Origin of the sequence: Arthrobacter sp. 8AJ (genome assembly GCF_902506025.1) — a bacterium.
Classification (GTDB): domain Bacteria; phylum Actinomycetota; class Actinomycetes; order Actinomycetales; family Micrococcaceae; genus Arthrobacter.
The window spans coordinates 1-26750 of record NZ_LR733289.1 but is presented as its reverse complement, the minus strand read 5'-3'; the positions used below and the strand labels follow the sequence as shown (position 1 = coordinate 26750).

Sequence of the window (26750 nt, the reverse complement as noted above, 5' to 3'; positions counted from 1 at the left end):
GCGCTACTGACCGCCGCGGCGGACCGGCTGGGCCGTGTTAACGGTGTGGATGGCCCTGAGGAGCTTGGCCGGAAAGTACACCGAGAAGAAAACCACCATGGGGGCCTTCAGCGCCATCTTCCTGACGTTGTGGGCTTTGTAGGTCCGGTCGAACCGGGTGACGTAGTAGCGGTAGTCCCGCGGTGAATCCTCAAGCCGTCGCGCGGACATCCCGGACACCATCTGCGGCCAGTAGCGCACCGGCAGTTCATGGTCGGCCAGGTGCAGGGACAGGTCGATGTCCTCGTGCATCTCGTCCTTCTCGTCCCGGCAGGTCTCGGAACGGATGGTCTCCCAGGCCGTGGCCCGCAGGGCCATGTTGGAGCCGAACAGGAAATGGTACTGGTGCTTGGCCAGCTTCAGCATGAGCTGGCGCATCTTGTCGTCCGCCTTGAGTCCGAACCGGCGCATCGGCATGTCGTAGTAGACCACCGGGCCGGTAGCGGCCTGGACCGACTGGTCAGCGAAGGCCTTCTGCACCTGTTCAACCCAGTCGGGTTCGACGATGGAGTCAGCGTCAATCCGCCCCAGGATGTCCCCGGTGGCACTGTCCAGCCCGAAGTTCCTGGTGGGGATGAGTCCCTGTTCCCGGTCCTGGCTCAGGAGGATGATGGGGCTTTCCGGATACTCCAGCTGCATCTGGCGCACAATGTCAGCGGTCCGGTCCTTCGAAAGGTTGTCCACCACGATGATCTCGTGGGCGGGAACGGACTGGTAGATCGCAGCTATCAGGCACTGCCTGATCACGCTCTCCTCGTTGTACGCCGGGATGACGATTGACACGCGGAGCTGTACGGCTGCGTCGTTCACGGCATCCCCAGAGGATCGATTGGCTGACATCACTTCAAATCTAGCATCCTGGAAAGATGTCTCCGCGGACGGGAAGAGACACAAAAAGGGGGCCCCGCCGTCAAACGGAGCCCCCTTGTGTGAATGGCGAAGATCAGGCCTGGCTGCTGCCCTTGTCTTCATCGGCAACCGTCTTGGCGCCGCCTTCGGTGTCGTCGGCAACGTGCTTGGCCTTGTCGGCGGCATCGGCTGACTTATCAGCGACCGTCCCAGCTGCGTCCCCGGCCTTGTCCGCGGCAGCACCGGCCGCGGATGCGGCTGCGGAAGTGCCCTTGTCGGCGGCGTCGGCAGTGGTTGCCTTGACGTCGCTGACGGTAGTGGCCGGAACGGGTGCCGGGGTGGGGGTGACCGGCGAGGGGGTCTTCCAGGGGTCCTCGACCGGCTTGGACGCCTTCCATGCGGCAACGCCCGCTGCAACCGCTGCGGCCACCACACCGAAGATCAGCCAGCCACGCTTCTTGGGCTTCTCCGGCTGGGCAAGCTGCACGTCCATTGCGCGGCTTGCCCCTGCCGCGGCTGCTTTCAGCTGCGTGCCGGTGGCCTGGGCCTGCTCCTGGAGGGCGTGGATGATTCCCACGTCCCCAAGCTTCTGCGCCACTGCGTCAACCCGTGCCGGGGTGTTTTCCAGGGTGCGGTGAACGGCGCCGGACGCCACGCCAATCTGGTCCGAGAGCTTGGGCAGGTACTCCACCACTACCCGGTCCCGGGCGTTCAGGACCACCGGGGTGGCCTTGTCCAGGGCCTCGTGCAGCCTGGGCGATGCGCCTTCAACCACGTCATTGATCTTCGGGGCCAGGTGGGCCAGTCCGTCCTGGATCCGGGGAGTCACTGTGGCAACGCCGTCGGCCAGGCTGTGGGCCGCCGTCTTCAGGCCTTCCTGGATCTTGGGAGATGCGCTGTCCAGGCCCTGCTGCAGCCGGGGAACAGCCCAGTCCACGGCAGCTTCCACCCGGGGGGCCGCCCAATCCTTGGCGTTTTCCACCGCACTGGTGACCGACTGCTCAAGGTCACGGGCAATACGATCCGATTTCTTCACAACTACCTCCCGATTAATGTGACGGTTCTGTCGCTAGCCTACGTGCCCAGATCACCACGGGCTATTCACTCTGCGGATTTTAGGGGGATTTCACCCAGCGCGGAACTGCCCCCGCAGCCGTGGCTGCCCAGAACCGGCATGGGAGAATCAACCTATGACTGCCATCGCAACTGCAAAAGCAACCATCCACACCAGCCTCGGCGACATCGTGGTTAACCTCTTCGGCAACCACGCGCCCAAGACGGTCAAGAACTTCGTGGGCCTTTCCACCGGCGAGCAGGCCTGGACCCACCCGGAAACCGGCGAGGACAAGACCGGCACGCCGCTTTACAACGGAACCATCTTCCACCGCATCATCAAGGACTTCATGATCCAGGCCGGCGATCCCCTGGGCCGTGGAACCGGTGGCCCCGGCTACCGCTTTGACGACGAGATCCACCCTGAACTGAGCTTCAACCAGCCCTACAAGCTGGCCATGGCCAACGCCGGCATCCAGATGGGCAAGGGCACCAACGGTTCACAGTTCTTCATCACCACCATTCCCACGGACTGGCTCCAGGGCAAGCACACCATCTTCGGTGAAGTGGCTGACGAGGAATCCAAGAAGGTCGTAGACGCCATCGAGGGTGTCCGCACCGGCATGGGTGACCGCCCGGTCGAGGACGTCACCATCAACAGCATCGACATCGAACAGCTGTAACGCCCCACCATGAGTTACGGAATTCCGTCGGCTGAGCCGTCCGCCCAGGTTCCGGTATGCCCCCGGCACCCGGACCGGCCGTCCTATGTGCGCTGCCAGCGCTGCGGGCGCCCCGCCTGCCCGGACTGCCAGCGGGCGGCCGCCGTCGGATTCCAATGCGTTGACTGCGTCAACGAAACACGACGTACGACGCCGGAAGTACGGAGCGTCTACGGCGGTGCCGTTGCCACTGGCAAACCTTTGGTGACGTACGGCCTCATTGCAGCCTGCGTTGTGGTTTACGCACTGCAGATGCTGATTCCCGGGGACTGGGTATACAAACAGTTCGCGTACAACAACATCTTTGCCGCCCCTCAGTACGGCGCGTTTGAGCCGTGGCGGATGGTGACCTCGGCCTTCCTCCATTCCCCGGATTCGCTGCTGCACATTCTCCTGAACATGTACACGCTGTGGATTTTCGGCCAGGCCCTGGAGCCCATCCTTGGCCGGGTCCGCTTCCTGGCGCTGTACCTTATCTCCGCCTTTGGTGGTTCAGTGGGCTACCTGCTGATGAACCCCGTGCTGGTGCCAGGGCAGGGCCTGGTGGGATTGGTGGGCGCCTCCGGTGCCATCTTCGGCCTCTTCGGCGCCATGCTGCTGGTCCAACGGCAGCGCGGCGGGGACACACGGCAACTGTGGGTCCTGATTGCCATCAACGGCGTCATCGGCTTCCTGATTCCCCATATCGCCTGGCAGGCCCACCTGGGCGGGCTCATCACCGGCGGCCTCTGCGCCGCGGTTCTTGCCTACACACCCCGGGGACGCCGCCAGGGCCTGCTCCAGGCACTGGGGCTGGCCGCCGTTTTTGCGCTGCTTGTGGCCGCCAGCTGGGTGCGCGTGACGCTTTAGCCGCCACATATCCACGACCAACCGGAATGCCCCCGTCACCGTTGGTGACGGGGGCATTCGTGTTTTCCACAGCGCTTTTCCACAGTGTTGGTAACTTACATAGCTGTAGTTCAGGTGATGGATCGGCCCATCCCGGCCCTTGGCGGCTTACGCCGGGGCAACAGCCGGGCGCTTCTCCACAGCTGTGGATAACCTGTGGGGATATTGCTGTGCGTAAGTGGATAAGAGGCACTTTCCGGGCGCCTCTGTGGAAAAACCGGCCCATGGAACGCCCGCCGGACCGCTCTGCCGGCGTTGGCGGAGGGTTATCGACATCGGTATCCACACTGTTAATAAGTCACAATGCTGTTGTTCGGAGTCCCGCGCGACCCGTAGCAGTAAGGGCAGGGCCGGCCTAGGGCACCGCTTTCCACGCGGTTTCCCACAGCTGTGGATAACTTGTGGGTATCGCATTGTTGGTAAGTGGATAAACACCAGAGGGTCGCGCTCTGGCCGCCTGCCTATGATGGTTGCCTGCCAAGCCGCCCAACCGACAAGGACATCCGTGACTGCCACCGAGCACCTGTATCTTGATAAACAGCATCCGGCCCTGTGGAGGGCGATCAGCGGCCTGGGCCTGAAGGTGCAGGAAGCGGCAGAAGAGGCTGGGATCGGGAGGGGCCTGTTGGAACTGCTCAACGTGCGGATTTCCCAGATCAATGGCTGCGCCTATTGCCTGGATCTCCACGTGCGGAAGGCCGGCGAGGAGGGAGAAAGTGCGCAGCGGCTGGCGGTGTTGCCTGCCTGGCGTGAGACCGCCCTGTTCACGGACCAGGAGCGGGCCGCGCTGGCCTTGGTGGAAAGCATCACCGAACTCCCGGGTGAGCGGTCACGGGAGCACGCGGAGGCCTACGCGCGGGAGCGGCTCAGCGCCGAGGAGTTTTCGGCCGTGAGTTGGCTTGCCGTGACCATGAACGCATTCAACAGGGTGTCCATCACCAGCCATCACCCGGTCCGGCGGACCCGCCCGTAGTCTCCAGCGCCGGCCCGTCGGGACGTGTCCCCTTCAGGCTCCTGGACTTATCCACAGGTATTCCACACTGTTAATAACCACATTTTCCCGGCAGCTTTTGGCGGAAGGGTGCCGCACAGGGATGCTGGCGCCTTCTACAGAATCCCTGGGGAAGGTTGTCCACAGTGTGGATAACCTTCCCAACAGTTGGGGATAACGGGCGGCGGTAGGGTCTTTAGGCCTGCATGGACCAAATTCCGGAGGAGCCGCGGCGGTGGCTGTCCAGCAGATGGGTGTCCACTATTCCCACGGCTTCCATCAAAGCGAACATGGTGGTGGGACCCACAAAGGAGAAGCCCCGTTTCCGGAGCGCCTTGGACAGGGCCACCGATTCCGCCGACTGCGTGGGGACATCGGCGGCCACCGCGGGCTCCGGGGTGCTGGCCGGGCGGAAGCTCCAAACAAAGTCCACCAGCCCGCCGTCGTTGCGAAGTTCCAGTGTGGCCTGTGCATTCTTGACCGCGGCAAGGATTTTGAGCCGGTTCCTGATGATTCCCGGATCCTGCATCAGCCGTTCCACGTCCTCGCCGCTGAACAAGGCCACCTGTTCGGGGTCGAAGCCGGCAAAGGCGGCACGGAAGGCAGGGCGCTTGCGCAGGATGGTGGCCCAGGAAAGACCTGCCTGGAAGCCCTCCAGGCAGATGCGCTCGTACATGCCCTGCTCGTCAGTGACGGGCAGTCCCCATTCCTGGTCGTAATAGTCGCGCATGAGCGGATCCGTGGCGGCCCAGGCAGGACGGGCCAGGCCATCCTCGCCAACGATCACTCCGCTGGACTCGGGCGCCAGTGTGGTTCTCCTTGGAACAGTTCCGCGGCAGGCGCTACGAGCGCCAGCGGGTGGTCATCAGGAACCCGACGATGGCGATGCCGAAGCCCGCCACGATGTTCCAGGACTGCCAGGCCTGGACCGGGAAGCGTCCCTCGCTGATGTAGAAGGTGATGATCCAGAAGAGGCCGATGATCATGAGGCCGAACATGACCGGCTTGAACCACACGGGGTTGGGCTTGTACGCCTGCGGGGATGCCGGCTGGGCGGTGCTGGCGGTCTTCCTGCGAGGCTTTGACTCGGGCACTGGCTCTCCTTGGCGGGCTGGGCAAGCTCGGCGGCCCGGGCTTGGTATCCTGCAAGAAGGAAATTGCCAGCGGTCTGCGCGATCTTGGTCAAATCTGGATTCTTACTAGCAGCCAATTCTAGCCGCAGTTGATGGGCACCCGGTGCCCAGGGTGAATGCCCGGAGGGGAACGCGTGGTATTGCAGGAGAAGGCGGAGCCCGCCACTGCGCCCGCGCGCCGTCGTGCCCTCCTCACTGGCACCATCTCGGTGCTCGGCGAGCTGCTGATTACTGCCGGCGTCATCCTCCTGCTGTTTGTCGCGTGGCAGCTGTGGTGGACCAACGTGGAATCCGACGCCAAGCAGAGCCAGGTCATCAAGGAATTCGCCCAGGACCTGGGCAGTGCCGCTCCCGCGACGGCCGCCCCGGCCCCCGCGGCGCCCCCTGCCGCCGGCGAGGATTTTGGCAAACCCGTGGTGGGTACCGCTCCCGGCCACGCCGGCACCATCGGCATCATGTACATCCCCCGGTTCGGCCCCACCTACACGCGTCCCATCGTCCAGGGGACCAGCCAGGACGTGCTGGATACGCTGGGCCTGGGGCACTACAGCAATACGGCAATGCCCGGTGCGGTGGGCAACTTTGCCGTCGCAGGGCACCGGCAGACGCACGGGGCGGTGCTGGACAACATCCACACGCTGGTGCCCGGCGACAAGATCTACGTGCAAACCAAGGACGGTTACTACGTCTACGTCTTCCGGAACAACCAGATCGTGATGCCCTCCCGAACTGACGTCCTGGAACCTGTCCCCACCCAGCCGGGCGTCGCGCCCACCGAAAGCTACCTCACCATGACCAGCTGCAACCCCCGCTTCGGCGCGGAAGAACGCATCATCGCCTACGCCCTGCTGGACAGTTGGCGGCCGGCAGCCGCAGGGCCGCCTGCTGAGATCGCGGCGCAGGTTGCAGCAGCCACCGGAAGGAGCTGACCGTGTACGCCTGGATTTTCCGCCACCTTCCCGGGCCGCTCTGGCTCAGGATCATCATCTCGCTGGCACTGATCTTCGTGGCCCTGGTCCTGATGGTCCAGTTCCTTTTCCCCTGGATGTCCCACTTCACCCAATTCACCGACTCAACGATTGGTTCCGCAGACCAGCCATGACCACAACCAAGATCCTTGTAGTGGATAACTACGACAGCTTCGTCTACACCCTGGTGGGATACCTCCAGGAACTCGGTGCCGAGACCACGGTGGTCCGGAACGATGACGTCACCCTGGCCGAGGCCATCGAGCTTGCCAGTACCCGGGACGGCGTCCTCATTTCCCCCGGTCCCGGAAATCCTGCGGAGGCGGGTGTCTGCATCGAGCTGATCAAGTGGTGCGGTGAGAACAGCGTTCCCATGTTCGGCGTGTGCCTGGGACATCAGGCCCTGGCAGAGGCCTTCGGCGGCAAGGTGACCCACGCCCCCGAGCTCATGCACGGCAAGACGTCCCAGGTGGAGCACACCGGCACCAGCGTGTTCGCCGGCCTCCCCTCCCCCGTCACTGCCACCCGCTACCACTCGCTGGCGGCGGTCCGGGAGTCCATTCCCGAGGTCCTGGAAGTGACGGCGCAGACCGCGTCCGGCGTGGTCATGGGGCTGCAGCACCGGACTGCACCGTTGTGCGGGGTGCAGTTCCATCCCGAATCGGTCCTCACCGAAGGCGGGTACCAGATGCTCGGCAACTGGCTGGAGTCGCTGGGCATGAAGGGTGCGGCCGCGCGGGCTGCGAAGCTAAGCCCGCTGATCCAGCACTAGCAGGGCCAGCCCCCGCCAGGCCGGGCGTCAGCCCTTCCTGGTGGGCTTCGGCGTCGGCGTTGCTGTCGGCGTGGGCGTTTCCGTGGGGGTTTCCGTGGGCGCCGGCGGGGGCGGCGGAGCCTTGGCCACCACGACGGTGATGGTCTTTCCCTGGTCGACGGCGGCGTTGACGGGGTCGCTCTGATCCGTGACCCTGCCGGGCTCCACCTGCGAGTTTTCCGCCTCGACCACTGAAGCGACCAAGCCACGTTCCTTCAGGGCGGCCTCGGCCTCTTCACGTGTCATGCCGCGCAGTTCGGGGACAACCACCTTGCCGGTGGAGACGATGAGCTCCACGCTGGTGCCCACGCCGACGCTTTGCCCCGGCGCCGGGTTGGAGGTGATGACGATCCCGGCGGGGACAGTGGCGCTGTTGGCAGTGGTGGTTGACGGAGCGCCAACCAGCCCCACCTGGCGGAGGATGTCCCGTGCCGCGGCCTCGGTCTTGCCGGGGAGACTGTCCGGGATCTTGACCGAGCTGGGGCCGTCGGAGACGTTGAGGATTACGTCGGCCCCCGGATCCAGGGAACCGCCGGCCGCGGGATCCGTCCCGATGGCGGTCCCCTTGGGCACCGTGTCGTTAGCCGACCTGGCGATCCTGGGGCGAAGGCCCGCGTTGTACAGCTCCTGGAGCGCAGCGGTTTCCGTCATGGACGCCACCGATGGGATGGCTACCTTGGGCGGAGCGGGAGCGGGACGGTTCACCGTTTGGTACAGCCACAGCCCGCCCCCCGCGAGAATCAACAGGGTGAAGATCACCAGGGTGGCAATCCAGGCACGACGGCGGGACTTCTGGCGGCTGGTCCGCTCGCGTTCGGGAGCGAGGCCGAGCGGGAGCGGGCCGGCCCCGTAGGCATCCGCACCGTACCCATCCGGCCCGTGCCCATCCGAATCGTGCCCATCCGCCAGCTCCAGCGGAACCGCGGAACCGCCGTCGTCATGGAACAGGCTGGTGGCAGCCAGCCGCCCCGTGGGCGCGTCGTCAAGGAAGCCTGCCCCCGCAGCAGCAAATGCCTCGGTGGGCGGAGCCGCCTGGGGTACGTGGTCATTCGGATCGGTGGGTGCCTCGGACGCCGGCACGGCCGGGACGGCCACTCCGGCCTTTGCAGCGCGCAGGGCACGCCGGAAAGCGGCCGCATCCTGGAACCGGTCCGCGCGGTTCTTCTGCAGCGCCTTGGCGAGGACCGTGTCCAGCGCCGGTGACACCTCGGGGTTGAGGCTGCTGGCCGGGTCCGGGATTTCGCGGACGTGCTGGTAGGCCACGGAAACCGGGCTGTCCCCGACGAACGGCGGCCGCGAAGTCAGCATTTCGTAGAGCAGGCACGCGGCGGAATAGAGATCGCTGCGGGCATCGACGGTTTCGCCCCGGGCCTGTTCCGGCGAGAGGTACTGGGCCGTTCCCACCACTGCCTGGGTCTGGGTCATGGTGGCGGAGGAATCGGCGATGGCCCGCGCAATGCCGAAGTCCATCACCTTCACCGAGTTGGTGCCCGGGCAGTACATCACGTTGGCAGGCTTGATGTCCCGGTGCACAATCCCGGCCTTGTGGCTGTATTCGAGGGCCCCCAGGACGCCCAGGCAATAGTCGATCGCCTGGCTGATGGTGACCTCGTTGCCGCGGATCAGTTCGCGCAGGGTCCTGCCCTCCACGTACTCCATGACGATGTACGGCACCCGTACGTCCTCGGCGGAGCCGTCGTGGACCACGTGTTCCCCGGTGTCGAAAATCGCCACGATGGAGGGGTGGTTGAGGGCGGCCACCGACTGCGCTTCACGTTTGAACCGTGCCTGGAACTGCGGATCCCGGGCCATGTCGGGCCGCAGCAGCTTGATGGCGACTGTCCTGCCCAGGCGGGTGTCGGTGCCCCTGTAGACGTCCGCCATGCCGCCGCGGCCAATGAGGTTACCCAGCTCGTAGCGCCCGTTCAGGACACGCCGGTTATCCACCGGCAGGCTGTCCTCCCGGTGCAACGGTGTGCGTGGTGACTCATTCACTGGTGGTCCCGACGGTCAGGGTGCGCAGGTTGGGGGTACTCCCGGCGTCTGGCCGGCCGCACAGGTTGCCAGGGGCGAGATGGGCGTCGGTCCCGCCACCGGGGACGAGGACGTGGGGGCAGGGCTTGGCGCCGCCGTGGTGGGCGCGGGGCTGGGAGCCGTGGCGTAGATGACGGTGATGAGCGAACCCTTGGGCACCGTCCCGGTGGGGTTGAGCTCCAGCACAGTACCAGGCGTCTCGGTGCTGCTCTCCTGCGGAAGGACAGTCACCTGGAGTCCCAGGCCCGCCAGCGCGGACTGGACCTGCCGGTAGTCCTTGCCAAGGTACGCCGCCGGTATGACGTTGACCGTGGCCTGGGTGGGCTGCGTGGTGGGTGTGGGCGTCGGCGTGCTGCGCGTCTGCGTGGGCGTGGCCGAGGCGCTGGTCCGCGTGGGCGTCGCGGACGACGGCGGTGCACTGCTGGCGGTGGCGCTGGAGCTGGGGTTGCCGGCCGGCGAGAAGAGCCCCACCTGGTTCAGGAGGAATCCCACCAGGGCGAAGAGGAGCAGCAGGATCAGGGCAACCAAGGGCCAGGTCCACGGGCTGCGTCCCTTGCGCCGGGGCTCATCGGAGGGCGCGTCGTCGTACGTTTCCTCCTCCTGGTCCCAGTTCCGCTCGGCAGCCAATGCGTTGGCGCGGGCCAGCGGCCCCTGCGCACGCTCCCCGCCATCGGCTGATGCGCCGTGGGCGCTGGCAGCCATACCAGCCGCAGCGCCTGCCGCGGCCGCGCCCATCACCGGGAGGGCGGATGTGGCGGTGGGGGCCGAGTCACGCTGTGTGCCGATGACGCCCGTGGGGGCCGTGGCCGTGTCAACGGGTGCGGTGATGGGGCCGGTATCGGCGTCGAAAAGAAGCATGCCGGGCACCGCGGCACGGGCAGCGCCCACATCCCCGTTACGGATGGCTTCCGCAGCTTCGGCGAGCTTGATGGCATTCGCCGGGCGGTCCTTGGGGTCCTTGGCCAGCATGGACATCAGGAGCGCGCGGACCGGCGTGGGCAGGCTCTCCGGAAGGGGCGGCGGGGCGTCGTTCACCTGGGCCAGGGCAATGGCGATCTGCGATTCGCCGGAGAACGGGCGGTGGCCGCTGAGGCACTCGTATCCGATGACGCCCAGTGAGTAGATGTCCGACGAACCGGTTGCGGTCTGGCCCGTTGCCTGTTCGGGCGCCAGGTACTGCGCGGTACCCATGACCTGCCCGGTCTGGGTGAGGGGCACCTGGTCGGCGAGGCGGGCGATGCCGAAGTCGGTGACCTTGACCCGCCCGTCAGGGGTGATCAGGAGGTTGCCAGGCTTGACGTCGCGGTGGACAAGGCCCTGGGCGTGCGCAACGGCCAGGGCGCGGGCGGTCTGCGCGATGATCGACAGCGTACGGTCGGGCGAGAGCACCTGCTCGTGTTCGATGATGCTGCTCAGCGGCTGCCCCGGGACCAGTTCCATGACCAGGTAGGCTGAGCCCTCTTCTTCGCCGTAGTCGAAGACGTTGGCGATCCCCACGTGGTTCAGGAGGGCGGTGTGGCGGGCCTCGGCGCGGAAGCGCTGGAGGAATCCCGGGTCGCCGGTGTACTCCTCCTTCAGCACCTTGATGGCGACGATGCGGCCCAGGACGAGGTCTTTGGCCTTCCAAACTTCCCCCATGCCGCCGATCGCAATCCGCGTGGTCAGCTGGAATCTGCCGCCGAGGGTGATTCCCGTTGTAGGCCTCACTTATTCAACACCGCCTCAAAAATCTTCTTCGCGTTAGGACTGGTCAGCTTTGCTCCCGCGTAGATGTCTACGCCTTCCATGACGATCGTGACGCTGACCTTGGGATTGTCAGCGGGGGCGAACCCGGTGAACCACGAGTTGTTGGTTCCGTTGCCGAGCTCGGCGGTGCCGGTCTTGCCCGCGACCTGCACGCCGGGCACCGCAGCACTCTTGGCGATACCGTCCGTCACCACGCTGGTCATCCATTCGGTGATTTGCTTGGCGATCTCCGGGCTGGTGGACGTCCTGAGCTGGGCCGGCTGTGGCTCGTCAATAACGCGCAGATCAGGGGACCGCAGCGTTTTGACCAGGCTGGGCGCCATCTGGACGCCGCCGTTCGCGATGGCGTTCGTCATCATGTTCACCTGCAGTGGCGTCACCCGGACATCCTTCTGGCCGATGGCGGACTGGGCCAGGCCCGGCGCGTCCAGCTTGTCGGGGAACCCGTTCCCCGTTGCGTGGCCAAGCTTCAGCTGGTTTCCAACGTCCTCGCCGAACCCGAACTTCTTGTACTGGGCGGCAATGGCGTCACGGCCAAGGTCCAGGGCGATGCTGGCGAACGGCGTGTTGCAGGACTGCTGCAGGGCGAAGGCGAACCCCGCGGTGTCCTTGGTGTAGCAGTTGCCGCCGGCGTAGTTGGGAAGCTTGTACTGGATGCCGTCGAAAGGCATCTCGGCGGGGTTGGGCAGGACGCTGTCCTTGTTGTACTTCCCCGACGCCAGGGCCGCGGCAGTGTCCACCAGTTTGAAGACCGATCCCGGAGCGAGCAGCTCGCCGGTGGGGCCGCTGACGTTCTGGTTCAGGTTGATGCCGGGGACCTTCACCAGTTCGTTCATGTTGGCGCCTTCGGCGGCGGCGTCCTGCGTGGCGGCGAGGTTCGGATTGTAGGACGGCTTGGATGCCATGGCCAGGATGGCACCGGTTTTGGGGTTGGTGACCACGATCGAGCCGCGCTGGCCGTCCGGGATCAGGCTGTAGGCGAGCTGCTGGATCTGGGGGTCGATGGTCAGTTCCACCGAGGCGCCCTTGGGCTGGTTGCCCAGGAAGAGCTGGCCCACCCGGTCAAGGAAGAGCTGGTCCGAGTTGCCTGCCAGTTCGGCGCCCATGGCCTGTTCAAGGCCCGTGGCTCCGTAGTTCTTCGAGAAGTAGCCGGTGATCCCGGCATACAGCTCCGGCTGGGGGTAGGTGCGCTGGAACTTGCAGGTCTCCGAGCCGGTCTCCACCGACTCGGCGACGGGAGTGCCGCCAACGATGATGGCGCCGCGGTCATTGCAGTAGTTCTGGAGAATGGCGCGCTGGTTCAGCGGATTGGTCTTGAGATCGTCGGCGCCCACCACCTGCACAAAGCTGATGGCGCCGAAGAGCAGCGCAAACATGGCCACTGCGGCTACCCATGAGTGTCGGATTGCCTGGTTCACGCCTGCTTCACCGCCTCGGTTGGAGTGTCAATGCCGGTTGCCGCCGCCACGCCTGCGGGCGGGAGCGGAGTGGTGTCCACGGGTCCGCGGGCGGCGTGCGAAATCATCAGGAGCAGTCCCACGATGATCCAGTTGGCCAGGAGGGACGATCCGCCGGCCGCGAGGAAGGGGGTGGTGAGCCCGGTCAACGGAATGAGCCGGGTGACGCCGCCGATGACCACGAAGCACTGGAGGGCGACTGCGAAGGAAAGGCCGCAGGCGAGGAGTTTCCCGAACGCGTCCCGGGTGCCCAGGGCGGCTCGGAAGCCACGGGTGATGAACAGCAGGTACAGCAGGACCACGGCGAACAGGCCGATCAACCCCAGTTCCTCGCCCAGTGAGGCGATGATCATGTCGCTGTTGGCGAAAGGGACAAGGTCCGGACGCCCCTGGCCAAGGCCGGTGCCCACCAGGCCGCCATTGGCCATGCCGAACAGGCCTTCGATGACCTGCCGGCTGCCGTTCTCATAGACGTCGGGGGAGAAGGCGTTGAGCCAGCCGTAGACGCGCTGCTGGACGTGGGCGAACACCTGGGCCGCCACGAAGCCGCCGCCAATGATCAGGGCCAGCCCGATCACCACCCAGCTGATCCGGCTGGTGGCCACGTAGATCATGACGATGAACAGGCCGAAGAACAACAGGGAGGAGCCCAGGTCGCGCTGGAAGATGAGCACGCCGATGCTGACCAGCCAGGCGGTGATCATGGGGCCCATGTCCTTGAACCGCGGGAACTGCATGGGGCCGATCTTGCGGCCGGCGAGCAGGATGAGGTCGCGGTTGGAGGACAGATACCCGGCGAAGAATATGGCCAGTGTAATCTTGGCGACTTCGCCGGGCTGGAACGTCATGGGGCCGACCCTGATCCACACCCTCGCGCCCAGGATTTCACCGGCGCTGATTCCCGGGACAAGCGGCAGGATCAGCAACAGGGCCGAGGCTGCCAGCGAGATGAAGGTAAACCGGCGCAGGATGCGGTGGTCCTTGAGGAAGAAGACCACGGCGATGGCCACTGCCATGGCAATGAGGGTCCACCGGAGCTGGTTGTTGCCGGTGTCCTCGCCGGGAGCATCAAGCCGGTGGATCATTGCCAGGCCCAGGCCGTTGAGGGCGACAACGATCGGAAGTATTACTGGATCGGCATATTTAGCGCGGAACCGCAGGACGCCGTGGAACACCAGGGCGGCCGCTGCCAGCAGGCTGGACTGGAACCAGAAATCCGAGTCGAAAGCCTTCTCCTGGTCCACGCCCACCATCATGTTGGCGCCGATGCCGACGGCAAGGGCCAGCAGCAGCAACGCAAGTTCCACGTTGCGGCGAGGCTTGGGCATGGTGTTTACCTGGCTCATTTGGCCGCCTCGCAGGTGATGGTCGGAGTAGGTGAGGGTGACGGTGCGGACGGCGCCGGGGCAGGAGCGGACGCATCCGGTGCCGGTGGCGGCGCCGCTGCACTGGCAGGGGGCGCACTGTTGGAGGGTGCCGGGGCACTGGCGGACGCGGAAGGCTTGGGGCACTCTTCCTCGGGCGAAGTTGTTCCGGTGAGCTCCAGGTTCTTGACGATCCGCTGGGCGTCGTAGAGGTCATTGGCAGGCACCGTCTGCCGCACGCGCTGCTGCGAGAACGGCGGGAGGGAGTCCATGCGGATATCCGTCACTGCTTCCAGGGAGGAAAGCTGGATGGGACCCAGCCGCTGCGACACCCCGTTGTAGATGGCCACGCGGGAGTCGAACTCGCCCACGTAGTAGCGGGTCTGCGTCCATGCGTAACCAAGCCAGAGGCCAACGGCCACCACTACCAGGACGGCGGCCGCGATGGACCAGGTCAACCAGCGGCGGGGACGCAGTGGCGGCAGGGTGTCTTCCCCGTCTGCCGGTTCCGCCTTGTGCGTCAGGAGCGTTGCTGCCCGCCGGGCCACCGTACGGCCGGCGACGGTGGGGATGGAACCGGACTCCGCGGCAGCAGCAGCGGCGCCCACCAGTTCATGCGGGCGGGAGGCCAGCTCTTCGCGCAGGACCTCGGCGGAGAGGTGTTCCCCAAGGTGGGGGTCGGTGCCGCCGGAGTCGGCCGGGCTGGCGTCGCCGTCCTTGGCGCCGGCGCCGTCTTCCGTTTCCTTGGCAGGCCCGGTACCTGGCTTGGGAGCTCCGGCTTCCGAACCGGCCGCCTCCTTGCCATCGGCCGGCACGGCGGCAGCAGCCTGGGCTGCGGGGGAAGCATCCGCCGCGGCAGCGGGCTTGCTGCCCTGCACCGGCGGGACAATTTCGACGGCTGCCGTGCTGACGTCGTCGGGCGTTTCCTCCACGATGTCCACCATGACCACGGTGACGTTGTCCGGGGAACCGGCCTCAAGGGTCAGTTCAACAAGGGTTTCGGCGCACTCATGCAGGTTGTGGGTTTCGCGGACAGTCCGCTCCACCGCATGCGCGGCCACATAGTTCAGTCCATCCGAGCACAGCAGCCAGCGGTCCCCGGGCCGGGCGTCCAGGGTGTCCAGGTCCAGCTCGGGGCTGGCATCGACGTCACCCAGGACGCGCATGAGGACGTTCTTGTGCGGGTGCGTTTCCGCTTCCTCAGGCCGCAGCCGGCCTTCGTCGATGAGCCGCTGGACGAAGGTGTGGTCCACGCTGACCTGCTTGAATTCACCGTCGCGGAGCCGGTAGGCGCGTGAGTCGCCGATGTGGGCGAAATGCAGTTTGTCGTCCGCCAGCAGCAGCGCAGTGACGGTGGTGCCCATACCCGCGAGCTTCGGGTTGATGTGCACCAGTTCAGAGAGCAGGGAGTTGGCAGTTTGGATCTCATCGGCCAGCACGGTCCCGGCGTCCGCCCCGTGGTTCGGGCTGTCCAGGTGGATCATGTCCAGGACGGTCGCAGCTGAGGCAACATCGCCGCCCGCGTGGCCGCCCATGCCATCCGCGACCACTGCGAGATGGCGGCCGGCGTAAGCGGAATCGTCGTTCTTGGAACGGATCCGGCCCACGTCCGACCGCGCGGCGAAGCGCATGATGAGGGGCCGCTGAGCCGGACTGGAGCCGGTTGCGGGGTTTTCAGCCTCGGCCACAGTTACGGCCTCAATTCAATGACCGTCTTGCCGATTCTCACGGGTACCCCTGGCTCGACAGGCAGGGCACGGGTAAGTTGCTGGTCTCCCAGGTAGGTTCCGTTGGTGGAACCAAGATCTTCAATGAACCAGCGGCTGCCCTGCGGAAAGAGCCTGGCATGGCGGCCGGAGGCGTAATCGTCCTCAAGGACCAGGGTGGCTTCCTGGGCGCGTCCCAGCAGGATGGGGCTCGCTGCCAGGGGCACGGTCCGGCCCTTGAGCGGACCTTCGAGCACCACCAGCTGCCGGGCCTGCTGTTTCACGGGCTGTGGCGGCGCTTCGGCCAGTTCGGGGTTTCGCCGGATCTGGCGGGCTGTGGGTGCACCGGCCGCAGCCTTGCGGCCCAGCATCAGGTCCCGGCGCATGGCGGAGACGATGCTGAAGATCAGGACCCAGAGGAGCAGCAGGAAGCCGAACCGCAGCGCGGTGATGGTGAGGTCGCTCATGCGTGGCCACCCTGGTTGGCAGGAAGCAGGCGGAAGATGATCTTTGTCCGTCCCATCGTGATGGTGGAGCCGTCTGTGAGTTCGGTGCTTCCGGAAACCTTTTGGCCGTTGACGTAGCTGCCATTGGTGGATCCCAGGTCCACGGCGCTGGTGACACCGTTGGCCGTGCGGATCTCCAGGTGGCGCCGGGATACGCCCGTGTCTTCGATGTGGATGTCCGCCTCTGAGGACCGGCCCAGGATGATGGACGGGGCGTTGAGCGAATAGCGCTGGCCGTCAATGTCCAGCACCGGCTGGAGCCTGACAGGCTGCCGGCTCGGGGCCGCCGGAACGTTGGGCTGGGGCTTCGGCTGGGCGGCGGATCCCTGGGATTTTTCGGTGGAGGAGGCTATTTCGAAATCCCCGGCGCGGAGTTCGGAGTCGCGCCGGAACGAAATGCGGACGGGGCCCTGGAGGGTGTAGCCCTGGCTGCGGACGTGGTTGATGACCACGTCGCAGAGTTCTTCGGCCAGCGGCGTGCCCCATTCCTGTGCGCGGCCAAAGTCATCGTCACTGAGCTGGACGTCGAAGACGTTGGGTACCAGCGTGCGTCCGGCCGCCACGGTGAGGGCTTTGTGGTCCACCTCGCGGCGGAGCCGGCTGGCGATCTCAACGGGCTCAACCTGCGCTTTGGAACCGGTGGAGAAGACGCCGCGGACGGCCTTTTCAATGCCACGTTCAACCTTGTCCAGCAGACCCATGGTTCTTCTCCTTTCCCCCCGGCTCCGGGGCAGTAGTTGTTGCTGGCCAGCACCTGCAGGGCAGTCCATCGTTGCGCGGTGATGCCCGCGGGCAGTGGCCACTCCTACATCCGATACTAATGGCCAGCCCTGCGAATGACCTTAATCCACAACGGCCGGGCGCCGGCAAAAGTTCGGATGCGTGACTGCTCCGGGCTGTGGCGGCGGAGAATCCGGGGCGGGGCTGATTACCCAGTGATGCCTGCTTTTGCGCGGCTTTTAGCCTGTCGTAGAGGGCCGCGGGAGGGCGGACGGGGGCCAATTGGTAATTTGCGGCATCTGTCCGTTATGCTTGATCTCGCTGCTTTTACGAGGCGCGGAACGGGAAACCGGTCCGGCTGAGTGGAGGAAGTTGCGCGCGAGTGGCGGAACGGCAGACGCGCTGGCTTCAGGTGCCAGTGTCCGAAAGGGCGTGGGGGTTCAAATCCCCCCTCGCGCACGCAAATGGAAGAGCCCCGGTCTTGGACCGGGGCTCTTTTGCGTTTCCCCATGGATCAGCGGTTCTGAAGGATCGCCCCCGCGCAAGGACTTCGCACCCGCGCGTTCCAGGGTGGTTCGTCCGGTGGCGGGTGCGTTGAGCGCCTGGCCGGCGGCGCTAACGGACGGGCCCCTGGCTGGACGGGCGCGCTGAAGCCTTGAACCGGCGTCGTGAGTTGGCCAGGTGGCTGCGCATGGCTGCCGCCGCGGCAGCCTCGTCACGGTCGGCGATCGCCTCCAGGATGGACCGGTGCTCCTGGACCACCTGGTCAAAATGGTCCCGGGCGTAATGCTCGACGCCGGTCATCAGGCGGGTGCGGGGCATGGCAATCATGGTCTGGCCCAGGGCCGCCAGGCAGTCCGAGTAATAGGGGTTGCCGGATGCTGCGGCCACGGCCCGGTGGAACTCGAAGTCCGATTTCATGGCATGGGCAGGATGGCCCGCGCTTCCGGTGAAGGCGTCCAGTGCCGTACTGGCGGCGCGCAGTTGCCGGTCCGTGTGGTTCCGGGCGGCCAGGGCCGCAGCCTCCGTCTCCACGCCCATGCGGAAGGCCAGCAGGTGCAGCCGGTCCTCTGTAGTGGCCACGGGGCGGACTCCGGGCACTGCCAGCGGCCCTTCCGCGGGCGGAGTAAGGGCGAAGCTGCCGCGGCCGCGCTCGGTTTCGACGAGGCCCTCCGCCTGCAGCCGGGTGAGGGCGGCCCGCACCACAGTGCGGCTGACGCCGAAGTCGCTGATGAGCGTGTTCTCGCTGGGCAGCTTCTCGCCCGGCTGGATCACGCCGTCCACGATGCGGTTGCGGAGGTCAGCGGCAAGGTCAGCGGTGAGGTTCCGGCTCATGGCTCAAGGGTACGGCGTCGGGGTTACGCGCCGAACTCAACGCTTTCGGTGGTCCAGGCCCGTGCCTGGTCGCTCAGTGTGACGCCCAGGCCTGGGCGGTCGGGGACGATCATCCGGCCGTCCTTGGTTTCCAGGCGCTCGTTGAATAAGGGGTCCAGCCAGTCGAAGTGCTCCACCCAGGGCTCGCGCGGATAGGCGGCAGCGAGGTGGAGATGGATCTCCATGGCGAAATGCGGGGCAAGTCCCAGTCCGCGCTCGTCCGCAAGGGCGGCGAGGCGGAGGAATTGGGTGATGCCACCGACGCGAGGGGCGTCGGGCTGGATGATGTCGCAGCCGTTCGCGGCAATGAGGCCCTTGTGCTCGGCCACGGAGGCAAGCATTTCGCCGGTGGCAATAGGGGTGTCCAGGACCTGCGCCAGGTGGGCGTGGCCTTCGAAGTCGTAGGCGTCCAGCGGCTCTTCAATCCAGATAAGGTCGAATTCCTCGAGGCGGCGGCCCATGCGCAGGGCGGTGGCGCGGTCCCACTGCTGGTTGGCGTCCACCATGAGCGGAACGTCAGGACCGATGTGGTCGCGGATTCCGGCAACGCGGCGCAGGTCTTCCTTGCTGTCCGGCAGGCCCACCTTGATCTTGATGCCGCCGATGCCCTCCTCGATCGACTGGGTGGCGCGAGCCTTTACCTCCTCCAGCGTGGCATTCAGGAAGCCGCCGGAGGTGTTGTAGGTCCGCACGGAGTCGCGGTAGGAGCCAAGGAGCTTGGCCAGCGGCAGTCCGGCGCGCTTCGCCTTGAGGTCGTACAAAGCGATGTCGACGGCGGCGAGGGCCTGGGTGGCGACGCCGGACCGTCCCACGGATGCGCCTGCCCACAGGAGCTTGGTGTAGATCCTGGCGATGTCGTTGGGGTCCTCACCGATGAGGCCTTCGGCAACTTCCTTGGCGTGGGCGTACTGGGCCGGCCCTCCGGCACGCTTGGAGTAGCTGAAGCCGATCCCTGAATGGCCCAGTTCGGTGGTGATCTCGGCGAACAGGAAGACCACCTCGGTCATGGGCTTCTGCCGGCCGGTGAAGACCTTGGCGTCGCTGATGGGAACGGTGAGGGGAAGCCTGGCGGTGGACAGCCTGACATGCCGGATGAAGTCGACGGTGCTCATTTAATCTCCTTGGGCGGGGCGGGCTCCTTCGCCCACCCTCTTAGGATATAAGTCACATACTTGTATTACAAGTAGGTGGGGCCGTCCGTGCGATGCGCCACTTACGGTGCCCGGCCGGAATAGCTGCAGGCCAGGAGGCTGTTGACGCAGGCATGAAGGCGATTACTTACAGCGAATACGGCAGCCCCGACGTCCTTGAGCTCACTGAGCAGCCCATGCCGAAAGTGGGACCCGGAATGGTCCTGGTCAAGGTCAAGGCGGCTTCGGTAAACCCTGTGGACTGGAAGATCATGGCCGGCTACCTGGATGCTGCGATGGACCTGCAGTTCCCGGCGGTTCCGGGATGGGACGTGGCGGGCGTGGTGGAATCCGTGGGAATCGATTCCCAGCAGTTCAAGCCCGGGGACGAAGTCATCTCCTACGGCCGCAAGGATTATGTCCACGGCGGCAGCTTCGCCGAATACATTGCCCTTCCTGAAAGGCTCCTGGCCCGAAAGCCCGCCACCCTCGAATGGAACGAGTCCGCAGGGCTCCCGTTGGCCGGATTGACTGCCTACCAGGTCCTGAACCGCCTTGGCCTCGCGTCCGGCGAGACCGTGCTGATCCACGGAGGGGCCGGCGGCGTGGGATCCCTGGGCGTCCAGATCGCCGTGGCCCTGGGCGCCCATGTCATTGCGACGGCGTCGGAAAAGAACCACGATTTCCTCCGGTCCCTGGGCGCACATCCCATCACCTACGGTGACGGCCTTGCCGACCGGGTCCGGTCCCTCCGCCCGGACGGTGTTGAGGTGGTTGCCGATTTTGTCGGCGGCAATCTTGAGGCTACCCTCGCGGTGCTTGCCGACGGCGGCAGGCACGCCTCCATCGCCGACAGTGACGTGGAGGAACATGGCGGAACCTGGATGTGGGTAAGCCCTGTGGGCGCCCAACTCCAGCAGCTTGCGGATCTGGTGGACGACAGGAAGATGCGGGTGGAGGTCGCCGAGGTATTTCCGCTGGACCGGGCCGCCGATGCATTCCGGCTCAACATGGCCGGGCATACCCGCGGCAAGATTGTTGTGGCAGTGGACCAAACCCCCTGAGGTCCGTGAGGGCCGCTAGGTCCTGATGGCTCCGAAACCGGCAATCAGGGCCTCGAGCCCAAGCTGGAAGGCGGTATCGGCCGGGCGGCCACGTTCCTGCCCGGCCGGCCCGTCCTGCCCGTGGCCCGAACTCCGCACGGCCGCGGTGAAATGCGGCGTGGATTCCGCCATGGAACCGGAATCGAAGATGTCCTCCGGTGCCGTGACGTCGTACGCAGAGCCGAAAATAAAGGACTCCAGCGCCACGATGGCGGGGACAATGCGCTCCCGGGGGAACCCGGCGTCGAAAAACCCCTTGCTGACGGTTTCATACATGGCAAGGGTCTGGGGGGCGTCCGTCACCGGCAGGACTGCGATAACGGGAATGAGCGGGGTATGTTCGGCGAAGACATCCCGGTAGCTCCACGCCCAGGTGCGCACGGCGTCTTCCCAGCTGCCGCCCCCGAAACCTGAGACGTCCACCAGTGACATCAGGTGGTCCTCCACCAGGAGCAGTACGTCCTGTTTGGATTTCACATGGTTATAAAGGGCGGAAGGTGCCACGTCGAGCACCTTGGCCAGCGCCGCCATGGTCAGGCCGTCATAACCTTTCCGGCTCACCAGTTCCAGGGCGGCTGCCGTGATCCCCGCCTTGTCCAGCACTGCAGCCGACGGCCGGCCTGCCCGCCTCCTCTGTGCGCCGCCGTTGCTGGCGGAGCGCCCCTGTGCGGCTGATACTGCCGGCATTGCTGCCCTTTCGTCGGTGTCCCCTGCATTATTCCATCCAGCACTTCCGCTCCCGGCAGGCACCGGCTATAGTTCTAGCTAAATGAATGGCATTCATTTAGTGGTCCCCGTCACCGAGGGCCGCAGAGAGGACATCATGCTGAACCTGAACCGCGACGTCGTGGTCGTTGGAGCCGGGCCGTCCGGACTCACCGCCGCCCGTGAACTGAAGAAGGCCGGCCTCACCGTCGCCGTGCTTGAGGCCCGCGACCGGGTGGGCGGCCGCACCTGGACCGACACCGTTGATGGGGCCATGCTCGAAATCGGCGGACAGTGGGTCTCGCCGGACCAGACCGCCCTCCTGGAACTGCTCCAGGAACTGGGCCTGGAGACCTATCCGCGCTACCGCGAAGGAGAGTCCATCTACATTGGCGCCGACGGCTCACCCGTGCGCTACACCGGGAACACCTTTCCGGTGGACCCGGACACCGCCGTCGAAATGGACCGCCTGGTGGCGCTGCTGGACGGACTCGCCGCGGAGATTGGACCAACCGAACCCTGGGCGCACCCCAAAGCGCGTGAACTGGACACCATCTCCTTCCACCACTGGCTGCGGCAGAACTCGGCCAATGAGGAAGCCTGCAGGAACATCGGCCTGTTCATCGCCGGCGGCATGCTCACCAAGCCCGCGCACTCCTTCTCCGCCCTGCAGGCCGTCCTGATGGCCGCCTCGGCCGGCTCCTTCACCCACCTGACGGACGAGGACTTCATCCTGGACCGCCGCGTGGTGGGTGGAATGCAGCAGGTCTCGCTGCTGCAGGCGCAGGAACTGGGGGAGGACGTGGTCCTTGGCTCCCCGGTCCGCACCATCAACTGGGAGCCGGATGCCGACGGCGGCCACCGCGTCACCGTTGAATCCGACCGGGCCACAGTGAACGCCCGGTTCGTCATCATGGCCGTGCCGCCCAACCTCTACTCCCGTGTCTCCTTCAATCCGCCGCTGCCGCGCCGCCAGCACCAGATGCACCAGCACCAGTCCCTGGGCCTGGTCATCAAGGTGCACGCCGTCTACAGCACCCCGTTCTGGCGGGACAAGGGACTTTCCGGGACCTGTTTCGGGGCAGACGCCCTGGTCCAGGAGGTGTACGACAACACCAACCATGGCGATGCCCGCGGCACGCTGGTGGGCTTCGTCTCCGATGAGAAGGCCGACGCCGTTTTCGAGTTGAGTGCCGAAGAGCGCAGGAAGGCGATCCTCGACTCGATCGCCGGTTACCTGGGCGCGGAAGCCCTGGCGCCGGAGGTCTACTACGAGTCCGATTGGGGTTCCGAGGAGTGGACCCGCGGCGCCTATGCCTCCAGCTATGACCTGGGTGGACTCCACCGCTACGGCAAGGACCAGCACGCCCCCGTCGGCCCCATCTACTGGTCCTCGTCCGATCTCGCCGCTGAGGGCTACCAGCATGTGGACGGCGCCATCCGCATGGGCCGCATCACCGCGGCGCGCATCGCAGAAGTTGCCAAGGTTCCGGTGGCATCCGGCTGGTAAATAAGCATGCTTACTAATAGGCTGGCGACGGGGAGCGTCCCCGACTTTTCGACGAACGAGGTGAGGCATGACTGACGCCCAGAGCATCAGCAAGGTTACGGAGATCATCAACGATTCCAAGATCGGAATGGTCACCACCATCAACGAAGCAGGCGCCCTCGTCAGCCGGCCGCTGGCGGTCCAGGAGGTCAAGGACGACGGCGACATGTGGTTCTTCACGGGCCTTGGCACCTCGCAGGTAGCGCACGTCCAGGCCGACCCGCGCGTCAACGTCGCCTTTGGCAAGAAGACCGAATGGGTGTCCGTTGCCGGAACCGCGGAAGTGGTCACGGACCGGGCCAAGATCCACGAGATGTGGAACCAGGTTGTTGAAGCATGGTTCCCGGACGGCCCGGACACCCCCGAGGTGTGCCTGCTGCGGGTCGATTCGGATTCTGCCGAGTACTGGACCAGCCCGGGCGGCACCGCTGCCACGGTGCTTCAGTGGGTGAAGTCAAAAGTCACCAACAGCCGCATGAGCGTCGGCGAAAGCGGCACTGTGGAGCTGTAGCGCAGGCTGTTGACAAGGGGCGGGGCGGCTACTGCTGCTCCGCCCCTTTCAATGCCTCCAGGACTGCAGGCAGCAGCACGTCATTGCGGCCCCACACAGGATCCAGGATCTCCACATACCAGGAATCCGCGAGCAGGAGGGCCAGCGCATCGTTGGTCTCCCCGGCCCAGTCCTGGATCTGGGCCTCCTCCACGGGGTTCTCGCTGGAGCCGAGGACCGTGGTGATCTCTGCTCCGGCCAGGGTCACGGGAATGGCGGCGCTGCTTGCCTCGCCGGGAGCGTGGACTACCGTCACCAGCTCCGTGCGGGTGGAAAGTGCCAGCAGGCTCCGCGCGGTTTCGGCGCTGCAGAAGCCGGTGACGTACTGCCGCTGCGCCGCCCCATCAGCCAGGATGCCCGGCTGGGACTCCTTCGTGAACAGCCCGCTGCGGTTCAACTCTGCCAACGGCGCGGCCAGTGGTTCCGTCTCGGCGTCGAACGCCGCAGCGAAGTGGCCCGGCTGGTACGAACTCCCGCCTTCCAGCCACCGTGCCGTCAGCTCACCGGCGGCCTCCAGCGTGGTGGCTTGCCGCCAGACCCCGCGGTCCTCCAGCAGCCGGCCGTACTCGTCATGGACAGGCAGTTCCTCAGGCTTCATCTTGGGATGCTATCGCCGGGCCTCCGCGCCGATCCAACCCCTTCGACACAGCAGTTAACTTCAGCCGGCCTGCTTCATTGGCATGGCCGCCGGAATTCCCGCCGCCCGTTCCGCTGCTGCGAGCGATGCAGCCAGGCTGCCGACGGCGTCCGGGTAGCCCTTGTGCGTGGCGGTCCGCAGTTGGTCCGCGGTCCGCATGGCCTTGACCAGTGCCGACGTTTCCGGCAGCCGCACGTCGGTCAGTGCCGGGTAGTCGATGCTGCAGCCGGGATCCAGTTCGTAGCGCCGCCAGCGGACTATGAGCTCATCATGCTGTATCCGCGCGGCCTGATGCGCGGAGAGCTGCTCCCGGTATTCACGCCGGGCTGCGCGCCACGCCAGGAACTTTGGGCTGCCCCGGTAGGCCGCAAGGCCCGAAGCCGCAGCTGCTCCGGCCAGCACCAGCCCCGCCCAGGGAGAAACCAGGGCCGGGATCAGAAGGGCCGGAAGCGCCACGCACGAACCGAGGAACAGGTCCCAAAACAGCTGGTCAGGAGCCTCCGGTGCGCCGCTTGCGGGTGCCAGGGACCGTCGTCGTACAACGAAAACCGTGGCGGCGACGCTGGCAACCAGCACGGCACCGCACAGCAGGACCACCCCCGCACCTTGAAGCAGTCCCTGGGTCAAGGACTCCGCCACGACTGACATCCTGCACCTCCCGCGCCCGTCATTCCCCACAAAGACTCGGCCCCGGCCGGAAAGCCCGGGCTGGTCCTTCCATTGGACCGTCTTCCAGGCACAGCGTCAATGGCTGCAAAATGCGGAGGCAGGCACTCCAAAGGGCGCCATGGTGGGCGGTAGCGTGGGACCATGCGACTCAAAATGTGCAGCATCCACGTCCAGGACCCCGCGGCCGCCCACGCCTTCTACACCGGCACGCTCGGCTTTGACACCCTCATGGCCATGCCGGAGTACAACCTGTACATCATTAAGGATCCGGGGGCGGCCGACAGTTCGGTGGGGCTGCTCCTGGAGCCCAGCGACAACCCGATCGGCGCGAGTTACATGAACGCCGTGCGTGAGGCCGGCCTCCCCGCCATCGTTTTCGGGGTACCCGATGTCCAGGCAGAGTATGACCGCCTGTCGGCCGCCGGGGTCAGCTTCAAGACTCCGCCCACCACGGACTCATTTGGGACCAGCGCCGTGTTCGACGACGGCTGTGGTAACTACATCCAGATCCATCAGGACTGACGGCCCGGGATGCAACAGAAGCTTGTCCGCGCATCCGGACGCTGAGGCTCCGGACGGGCGAACAAGCTTCTGAAAGGGCGGCGGTGCAGGCTAAGCCTGGGCGCGGTCCTTCTTTGCCTGCTTCTTCGCGGCCTCGTCCTTGACCCGCTGGGCCTCGGCACGGACTGCAGCGTGCGTGGCGCGTTCGGTGACGAGCCACTGCGGGGGAGCCTGCAGCAGTGCGGTGATCTCCGCCGTCGTGAGCGCTTCCTCCACGCCGCCGCGTGCCAGGCCGCTGATGGACACGTTCAGCTTCTGGGCCACCACGGGGCGGGGGTGCGGCCCATTGCGGCGGAGTTCGGCAAGCCATTCCGGCGGGTTGGCCTGGAGTTCGGCGAACTCCTCGCGGGTAATGGTTGAATCCTGGAACTCCTGCGGGGTGGCCGGCAGGTAGATGCCAAGTTTCTTGGCAACGGTGGCCGGCTTCATGGACTGGGAGTTTGCAGAGGTCATGCTTCAAGGGTATCCGGGCGGCGGGTACTGTGAAGACGTGCCCGCCGACAATGCCCCCATGCCTGATGCCCAGCCCGCCCCCGACGAGGCGGCGCCGCGGGTGCTGCGCGTCGCGTATGTGGCAGGGGTGACGCCGGGCAAGTGGATCCGCCGCTGGGAAGAGCGGATGCCCCATATTCCCCTTGAAGCATTCATGATCGACGACGGCGTGCAGCGCCAGGTGCTGGATGGCGGCCAGGCTGACATGGCCTTCGTCCGCCTTCCGATTGACCGGGACGGCCTCAGCGTCATCCCGCTCTACGAGGAACAACCCGTGGTGGTTGCCCCCAAGGGCCACGAGATCTCAGTGTTCGAGGAAGTGGCCCTTGCCGACCTTGCCCAGGAGTCCTTCCTCGATACTGCTGCCTTGGGCGGCCCGGAGACGGCGCTCCAGGTGGTGGCCTCCGGGGCCGGGCTGCTGGTCCTCCCAATGTCAGTGGCGCGCCACTTCAACGTCAAAGACACCGTGGCGCGCAGGCTCACCGGGGCGGTGGAGACCGAAATCGCCCTGGCCTGGCCCGCGGAGGCCACGGACGACGTGCTGGAGGAATTCATTGGCGTGGTGCGCGGCCGCACCGCCCAGAGCTCCCGCCAGCCCTCCGCCCAGCCGCAAAAGGTGAAGAAGGAACCCAAACCGGACCGCCGCGGCACCGGAACCAAAAAAGCGCCCAAGGTGGCCCAGCGCTATGCCCCCAACCCTGACAAGGGCCGCGGCAAGGGATCGCGGAAGAAGGGCAAGCGCTAGCCCCCATGAGCCCACCAGGCACCTGGTTGTTGACCGAATAATAGAAAGCCGGCCCCGCATGATGCGGAGCCGGCTTTGCTGCAGTCCGTCGCTGCCCGCGCGGACTAGGTGTTTTGGATGGTGTCTTTGGCGTCGGTTGCGCGGTCTTTGACGTCGGTGGCTGCGTATTGGCCTTCGGTTTTGACGTTTTGGGCGGCGTCGGTGGCGGTGGCCTTGACGTTTTCCATGGCTTCCTGGGCGGGTTCCTT

28 protein-coding genes, 1 tRNA gene and 1 pseudogene are annotated in these 26750 nt (G+C 65.9%); 12 read left to right on the top strand and 18 right to left on the bottom strand.

Annotation, left to right across the window (positions count from 1 at the left end):
• Window positions 1–3 precede the first annotated feature (3 nt).
• Together BACI349Y_RS00150 and BACI349Y_RS00145 are read right to left on the bottom strand one after the other, a co-directional pair.
• Window positions 4–879 carry a glycosyltransferase gene (locus BACI349Y_RS00150; RefSeq protein WP_159629370.1) on the bottom strand — a complete coding sequence of 292 codons (876 nt, stop codon included), beginning with the start codon at window positions 877–879 and terminating at the stop codon, window positions 4–6.
• A gap of 103 nt (window positions 880–982) precedes the next feature.
• Window positions 983–1924, bottom strand: coding sequence for a hypothetical protein (locus BACI349Y_RS00145; protein WP_159629368.1), 942 nt, complete (start codon window positions 1922–1924; stop codon window positions 983–985).
• Window positions 1925–2078: 154 nt separating this feature from the next.
• On the opposite strand from BACI349Y_RS00145, the gene BACI349Y_RS00140 reads away from it, so the two are divergent.
• The 3 genes from BACI349Y_RS00140 (at window position 2079) to BACI349Y_RS00130 (ending at window position 4524) form a co-directional block, all read left to right on the top strand.
• On the top strand, window positions 2079–2624 hold the full coding sequence (locus BACI349Y_RS00140; RefSeq protein ID WP_141158792.1) for a peptidylprolyl isomerase: 546 nt from the start codon (window positions 2079–2081) through the stop codon (window positions 2622–2624).
• A gap of 9 nt (window positions 2625–2633) precedes the next feature.
• Window positions 2634–3512, top strand: a complete 879-nt coding sequence (locus BACI349Y_RS00135; RefSeq protein ID WP_159629366.1) for a rhomboid family intramembrane serine protease — start codon at window positions 2634–2636, stop codon at window positions 3510–3512.
• Between the two features lie 544 nt (window positions 3513–4056).
• Window positions 4057–4524 carry a carboxymuconolactone decarboxylase family protein gene (locus tag BACI349Y_RS00130; protein ID WP_159629357.1) on the top strand — a complete coding sequence of 156 codons (468 nt, stop codon included), beginning with the start codon at window positions 4057–4059 and terminating at the stop codon, window positions 4522–4524.
• 214 nt (window positions 4525–4738) lie between these two features.
• On the opposite strand, the gene BACI349Y_RS00125 is transcribed toward BACI349Y_RS00130, so the two are convergent.
• Together BACI349Y_RS00125 and BACI349Y_RS00120 are read right to left on the bottom strand one after the other, a co-directional pair.
• A complete protein-coding gene (locus BACI349Y_RS00125; protein WP_159634951.1) occupies window positions 4739–5350 on the bottom strand; it encodes a DNA-3-methyladenine glycosylase I in 612 nt (203 codons plus the stop codon).
• Window positions 5351–5384: 34 nt separating this feature from the next.
• Entirely contained in the window at window positions 5385–5636 is a 252-nt protein-coding gene (locus BACI349Y_RS00120; protein WP_141158788.1) for a cell division protein CrgA, read from the bottom strand.
• 173 nt (window positions 5637–5809) lie between these two features.
• Between BACI349Y_RS00120 and BACI349Y_RS00115 the strand changes: the two genes are divergently transcribed.
• The 3 genes from BACI349Y_RS00115 to BACI349Y_RS00105 are packed head-to-tail and all read left to right on the top strand — an operon-like array spanning window position 5810 to window position 7415.
• Complete coding sequence (locus BACI349Y_RS00115) at window positions 5810–6604, top strand: class E sortase (RefSeq protein WP_159629355.1); 795 nt, start codon at window positions 5810–5812, stop codon at window positions 6602–6604.
• A gap of 2 nt (window positions 6605–6606) precedes the next feature.
• Window positions 6607–6777, top strand: a complete 171-nt coding sequence (locus tag BACI349Y_RS00110) for a hypothetical protein (RefSeq protein ID WP_201302364.1) — start codon at window positions 6607–6609, stop codon at window positions 6775–6777.
• Window positions 6774–7415 (top strand): aminodeoxychorismate/anthranilate synthase component II, encoded by a 642-nt coding sequence (locus tag BACI349Y_RS00105; RefSeq protein WP_159629353.1) that lies wholly within the window; start codon window positions 6774–6776, stop codon window positions 7413–7415. Before BACI349Y_RS00110 ends, BACI349Y_RS00105 begins: the two co-directional genes overlap by 4 nt.
• A 27-nt stretch (window positions 7416–7442) precedes the next feature.
• Here the strand turns inward: BACI349Y_RS00105 and pknB are convergent, their stop codons facing one another.
• Genes pknB through BACI349Y_RS00070 form a run of 7 tightly spaced genes read right to left on the bottom strand, consistent with a single transcriptional unit; the run spans window position 7443 to window position 16968 of the window.
• Window positions 7443–9449 (bottom strand): Stk1 family PASTA domain-containing Ser/Thr kinase, encoded by a 2007-nt coding sequence (gene pknB, locus BACI349Y_RS00100; RefSeq protein ID WP_201302363.1) that lies wholly within the window; start codon window positions 9447–9449, stop codon window positions 7443–7445.
• 15 nt (window positions 9450–9464) lie between these two features.
• Window positions 9465–11195 carry a serine/threonine-protein kinase gene (locus BACI349Y_RS00095; protein WP_159629351.1) on the bottom strand — a complete coding sequence of 577 codons (1731 nt, stop codon included), beginning with the start codon at window positions 11193–11195 and terminating at the stop codon, window positions 9465–9467.
• A complete protein-coding gene (locus BACI349Y_RS00090; protein ID WP_159629349.1) occupies window positions 11192–12652 on the bottom strand; it encodes a peptidoglycan D,D-transpeptidase FtsI family protein in 1461 nt (486 codons plus the stop codon). The genes BACI349Y_RS00095 and BACI349Y_RS00090 overlap by 4 nt, the downstream gene beginning before the upstream one ends.
• Window positions 12649–14037 (bottom strand): FtsW/RodA/SpoVE family cell cycle protein, encoded by a 1389-nt coding sequence (locus tag BACI349Y_RS00085; protein WP_159629347.1) that lies wholly within the window; start codon window positions 14035–14037, stop codon window positions 12649–12651. The genes BACI349Y_RS00090 and BACI349Y_RS00085 overlap by 4 nt, the downstream gene beginning before the upstream one ends.
• The gene (locus BACI349Y_RS00080) at window positions 14034–15743 is read right to left on the bottom strand and encodes a PP2C family protein-serine/threonine phosphatase (RefSeq protein ID WP_442858391.1); all 1710 of its coding nucleotides are present in this window, start codon (window positions 15741–15743) and stop codon (window positions 14034–14036) included. Before BACI349Y_RS00080 ends, BACI349Y_RS00085 begins: the two co-directional genes overlap by 4 nt.
• Before the next feature lie 2 nt (window positions 15744–15745).
• Window positions 15746–16228, bottom strand: a complete 483-nt coding sequence (locus BACI349Y_RS00075) for an FHA domain-containing protein FhaB/FipA (protein WP_159629345.1) — start codon at window positions 16226–16228, stop codon at window positions 15746–15748.
• Window positions 16225–16968 (bottom strand): FhaA domain-containing protein, encoded by a 744-nt coding sequence (locus BACI349Y_RS00070; RefSeq protein ID WP_159629343.1) that lies wholly within the window; start codon window positions 16966–16968, stop codon window positions 16225–16227. The genes BACI349Y_RS00075 and BACI349Y_RS00070 overlap by 4 nt, the downstream gene beginning before the upstream one ends.
• A gap of 395 nt (window positions 16969–17363) precedes the next feature.
• Here BACI349Y_RS00070 and BACI349Y_RS00065 point away from each other — a divergent pair.
• Window positions 17364–17446, top strand: a tRNA-Leu gene (locus BACI349Y_RS00065).
• Between the two features lie 156 nt (window positions 17447–17602).
• On the opposite strand, the gene BACI349Y_RS00060 is transcribed toward BACI349Y_RS00065, so the two are convergent.
• The gene (locus tag BACI349Y_RS00060) at window positions 17603–18322 is read right to left on the bottom strand and encodes a FadR/GntR family transcriptional regulator (RefSeq protein WP_159629342.1); all 720 of its coding nucleotides are present in this window, start codon (window positions 18320–18322) and stop codon (window positions 17603–17605) included.
• 23 nt (window positions 18323–18345) lie between these two features.
• Window positions 18346–19473, bottom strand: coding sequence for an L-talarate/galactarate dehydratase (locus tag BACI349Y_RS00055; protein ID WP_159629340.1), 1128 nt, complete (start codon window positions 19471–19473; stop codon window positions 18346–18348).
• Window positions 19474–19625: 152 nt separating this feature from the next.
• Between BACI349Y_RS00055 and BACI349Y_RS00050 the strand changes: the two genes are divergently transcribed.
• On the top strand, window positions 19626–20555 hold the full coding sequence (locus BACI349Y_RS00050; protein ID WP_159629338.1) for an NADP-dependent oxidoreductase: 930 nt from the start codon (window positions 19626–19628) through the stop codon (window positions 20553–20555).
• 15 nt (window positions 20556–20570) lie between these two features.
• Here the strand turns inward: BACI349Y_RS00050 and BACI349Y_RS00045 are convergent, their stop codons facing one another.
• Window positions 20571–21281, bottom strand: coding sequence for a TetR/AcrR family transcriptional regulator (locus tag BACI349Y_RS00045; RefSeq protein WP_236560664.1), 711 nt, complete (start codon window positions 21279–21281; stop codon window positions 20571–20573).
• 82 nt (window positions 21282–21363) lie between these two features.
• Here BACI349Y_RS00045 and BACI349Y_RS00040 point away from each other — a divergent pair, with 82 nt between their 5' ends.
• Entirely contained in the window at window positions 21364–22809 is a 1446-nt protein-coding gene (locus BACI349Y_RS00040; RefSeq protein ID WP_159629336.1) for a flavin monoamine oxidase family protein, read from the top strand.
• A 67-nt stretch (window positions 22810–22876) separates the two neighbouring features.
• Window positions 22877–23359, top strand: a complete 483-nt coding sequence (locus tag BACI349Y_RS00035; protein WP_159629334.1) for a pyridoxamine 5'-phosphate oxidase family protein — start codon at window positions 22877–22879, stop codon at window positions 23357–23359.
• A 28-nt stretch (window positions 23360–23387) separates the two neighbouring features.
• Here BACI349Y_RS00035 and BACI349Y_RS00030 read toward each other — a convergent pair whose 3' ends face one another.
• The gene (locus BACI349Y_RS00030; protein ID WP_159629332.1) at window positions 23388–23996 is read right to left on the bottom strand and encodes a DUF6919 domain-containing protein; all 609 of its coding nucleotides are present in this window, start codon (window positions 23994–23996) and stop codon (window positions 23388–23390) included.
• A gap of 60 nt (window positions 23997–24056) precedes the next feature.
• Window positions 24057–24683 carry a hypothetical protein gene (locus BACI349Y_RS00025; RefSeq protein WP_159629330.1) on the bottom strand — a complete coding sequence of 209 codons (627 nt, stop codon included), beginning with the start codon at window positions 24681–24683 and terminating at the stop codon, window positions 24057–24059.
• 162 nt (window positions 24684–24845) lie between these two features.
• Between BACI349Y_RS00025 and BACI349Y_RS00020 the strand changes: the two genes are divergently transcribed.
• Entirely contained in the window at window positions 24846–25226 is a 381-nt protein-coding gene (locus BACI349Y_RS00020) for a VOC family protein (RefSeq protein ID WP_159629328.1), read from the top strand.
• Window positions 25227–25316: 90 nt separating this feature from the next.
• On the opposite strand, the gene BACI349Y_RS00015 is transcribed toward BACI349Y_RS00020, so the two are convergent.
• Window positions 25317–25718, bottom strand: coding sequence for a DUF5997 family protein (locus BACI349Y_RS00015; RefSeq protein WP_159629326.1), 402 nt, complete (start codon window positions 25716–25718; stop codon window positions 25317–25319).
• A 58-nt stretch (window positions 25719–25776) separates the two neighbouring features.
• Between BACI349Y_RS00015 and BACI349Y_RS00010 the strand changes: the two genes are divergently transcribed.
• Window positions 25777–26502: a LysR family substrate-binding domain-containing protein gene (locus tag BACI349Y_RS00010; RefSeq protein ID WP_159629324.1), complete on the top strand. Its 726-nt coding sequence runs from the start codon at window positions 25777–25779 to the stop codon at window positions 26500–26502.
• A 104-nt stretch (window positions 26503–26606) separates the two neighbouring features.
• On the opposite strand, the pseudogene BACI349Y_RS20470 reads toward BACI349Y_RS00010, so the two are convergent.
• Window positions 26607–26750, bottom strand: a pseudogene (locus BACI349Y_RS20470) (DUF3618 domain-containing protein); the annotation flags it as partial.

Bases quoted from the DNA above. Each gene is read 5' to 3' on its own strand.
- BACI349Y_RS00075 (WP_159629345.1), bottom strand. From the start codon at position 16,228: ATGAGCGACCTCACCATCACCGCGCTGCGGTTCGGCTTCCTGCTGCTC.
- BACI349Y_RS00045 (WP_236560664.1), bottom strand. From the start codon at position 21,281: ATGCCGGCAGTATCAGCCGCACAGGGGCGCTCCGCCAGCAACGGCGGC.
- BACI349Y_RS00030 (WP_159629332.1), bottom strand. From the start codon at position 23,996: ATGAAGCCTGAGGAACTGCCTGTCCATGACGAGTACGGCCGGCTGCTG.
- BACI349Y_RS00040 (WP_159629336.1), top strand. From the start codon at position 21,364: ATGAATGGCATTCATTTAGTGGTCCCCGTCACCGAGGGCCGCAGAGAG.
- BACI349Y_RS00085 (WP_159629347.1), bottom strand. From the start codon at position 14,037: ATGAGCCAGGTAAACACCATGCCCAAGCCTCGCCGCAACGTGGAACTT.
- BACI349Y_RS00105 (WP_159629353.1), top strand. From the start codon at position 6,774: ATGACCACAACCAAGATCCTTGTAGTGGATAACTACGACAGCTTCGTC.
- BACI349Y_RS00050 (WP_159629338.1), top strand. From the start codon at position 19,626: ATGAAGGCGATTACTTACAGCGAATACGGCAGCCCCGACGTCCTTGAG.
- BACI349Y_RS00070 (WP_159629343.1), bottom strand. From the start codon at position 16,968: ATGGGTCTGCTGGACAAGGTTGAACGTGGCATTGAAAAGGCCGTCCGC.
- BACI349Y_RS00025 (WP_159629330.1), bottom strand. From the start codon at position 24,683: ATGTCAGTCGTGGCGGAGTCCTTGACCCAGGGACTGCTTCAAGGTGCG.
- BACI349Y_RS00035 (WP_159629334.1), top strand. From the start codon at position 22,877: ATGACTGACGCCCAGAGCATCAGCAAGGTTACGGAGATCATCAACGAT.
- BACI349Y_RS00010 (WP_159629324.1), top strand. From the start codon at position 25,777: ATGCCTGATGCCCAGCCCGCCCCCGACGAGGCGGCGCCGCGGGTGCTG.
- BACI349Y_RS00055 (WP_159629340.1), bottom strand. From the start codon at position 19,473: ATGAGCACCGTCGACTTCATCCGGCATGTCAGGCTGTCCACCGCCAGG.
- BACI349Y_RS00135 (WP_159629366.1), top strand. From the start codon at position 2,634: ATGAGTTACGGAATTCCGTCGGCTGAGCCGTCCGCCCAGGTTCCGGTA.
- BACI349Y_RS00140 (WP_141158792.1), top strand. From the start codon at position 2,079: ATGACTGCCATCGCAACTGCAAAAGCAACCATCCACACCAGCCTCGGC.
- BACI349Y_RS00060 (WP_159629342.1), bottom strand. From the start codon at position 18,322: ATGAGCCGGAACCTCACCGCTGACCTTGCCGCTGACCTCCGCAACCGC.
- BACI349Y_RS00015 (WP_159629326.1), bottom strand. From the start codon at position 25,718: ATGACCTCTGCAAACTCCCAGTCCATGAAGCCGGCCACCGTTGCCAAG.
- BACI349Y_RS00150 (WP_159629370.1), bottom strand. From the start codon at position 879: ATGTCAGCCAATCGATCCTCTGGGGATGCCGTGAACGACGCAGCCGTA.
- BACI349Y_RS00020 (WP_159629328.1), top strand. From the start codon at position 24,846: ATGCGACTCAAAATGTGCAGCATCCACGTCCAGGACCCCGCGGCCGCC.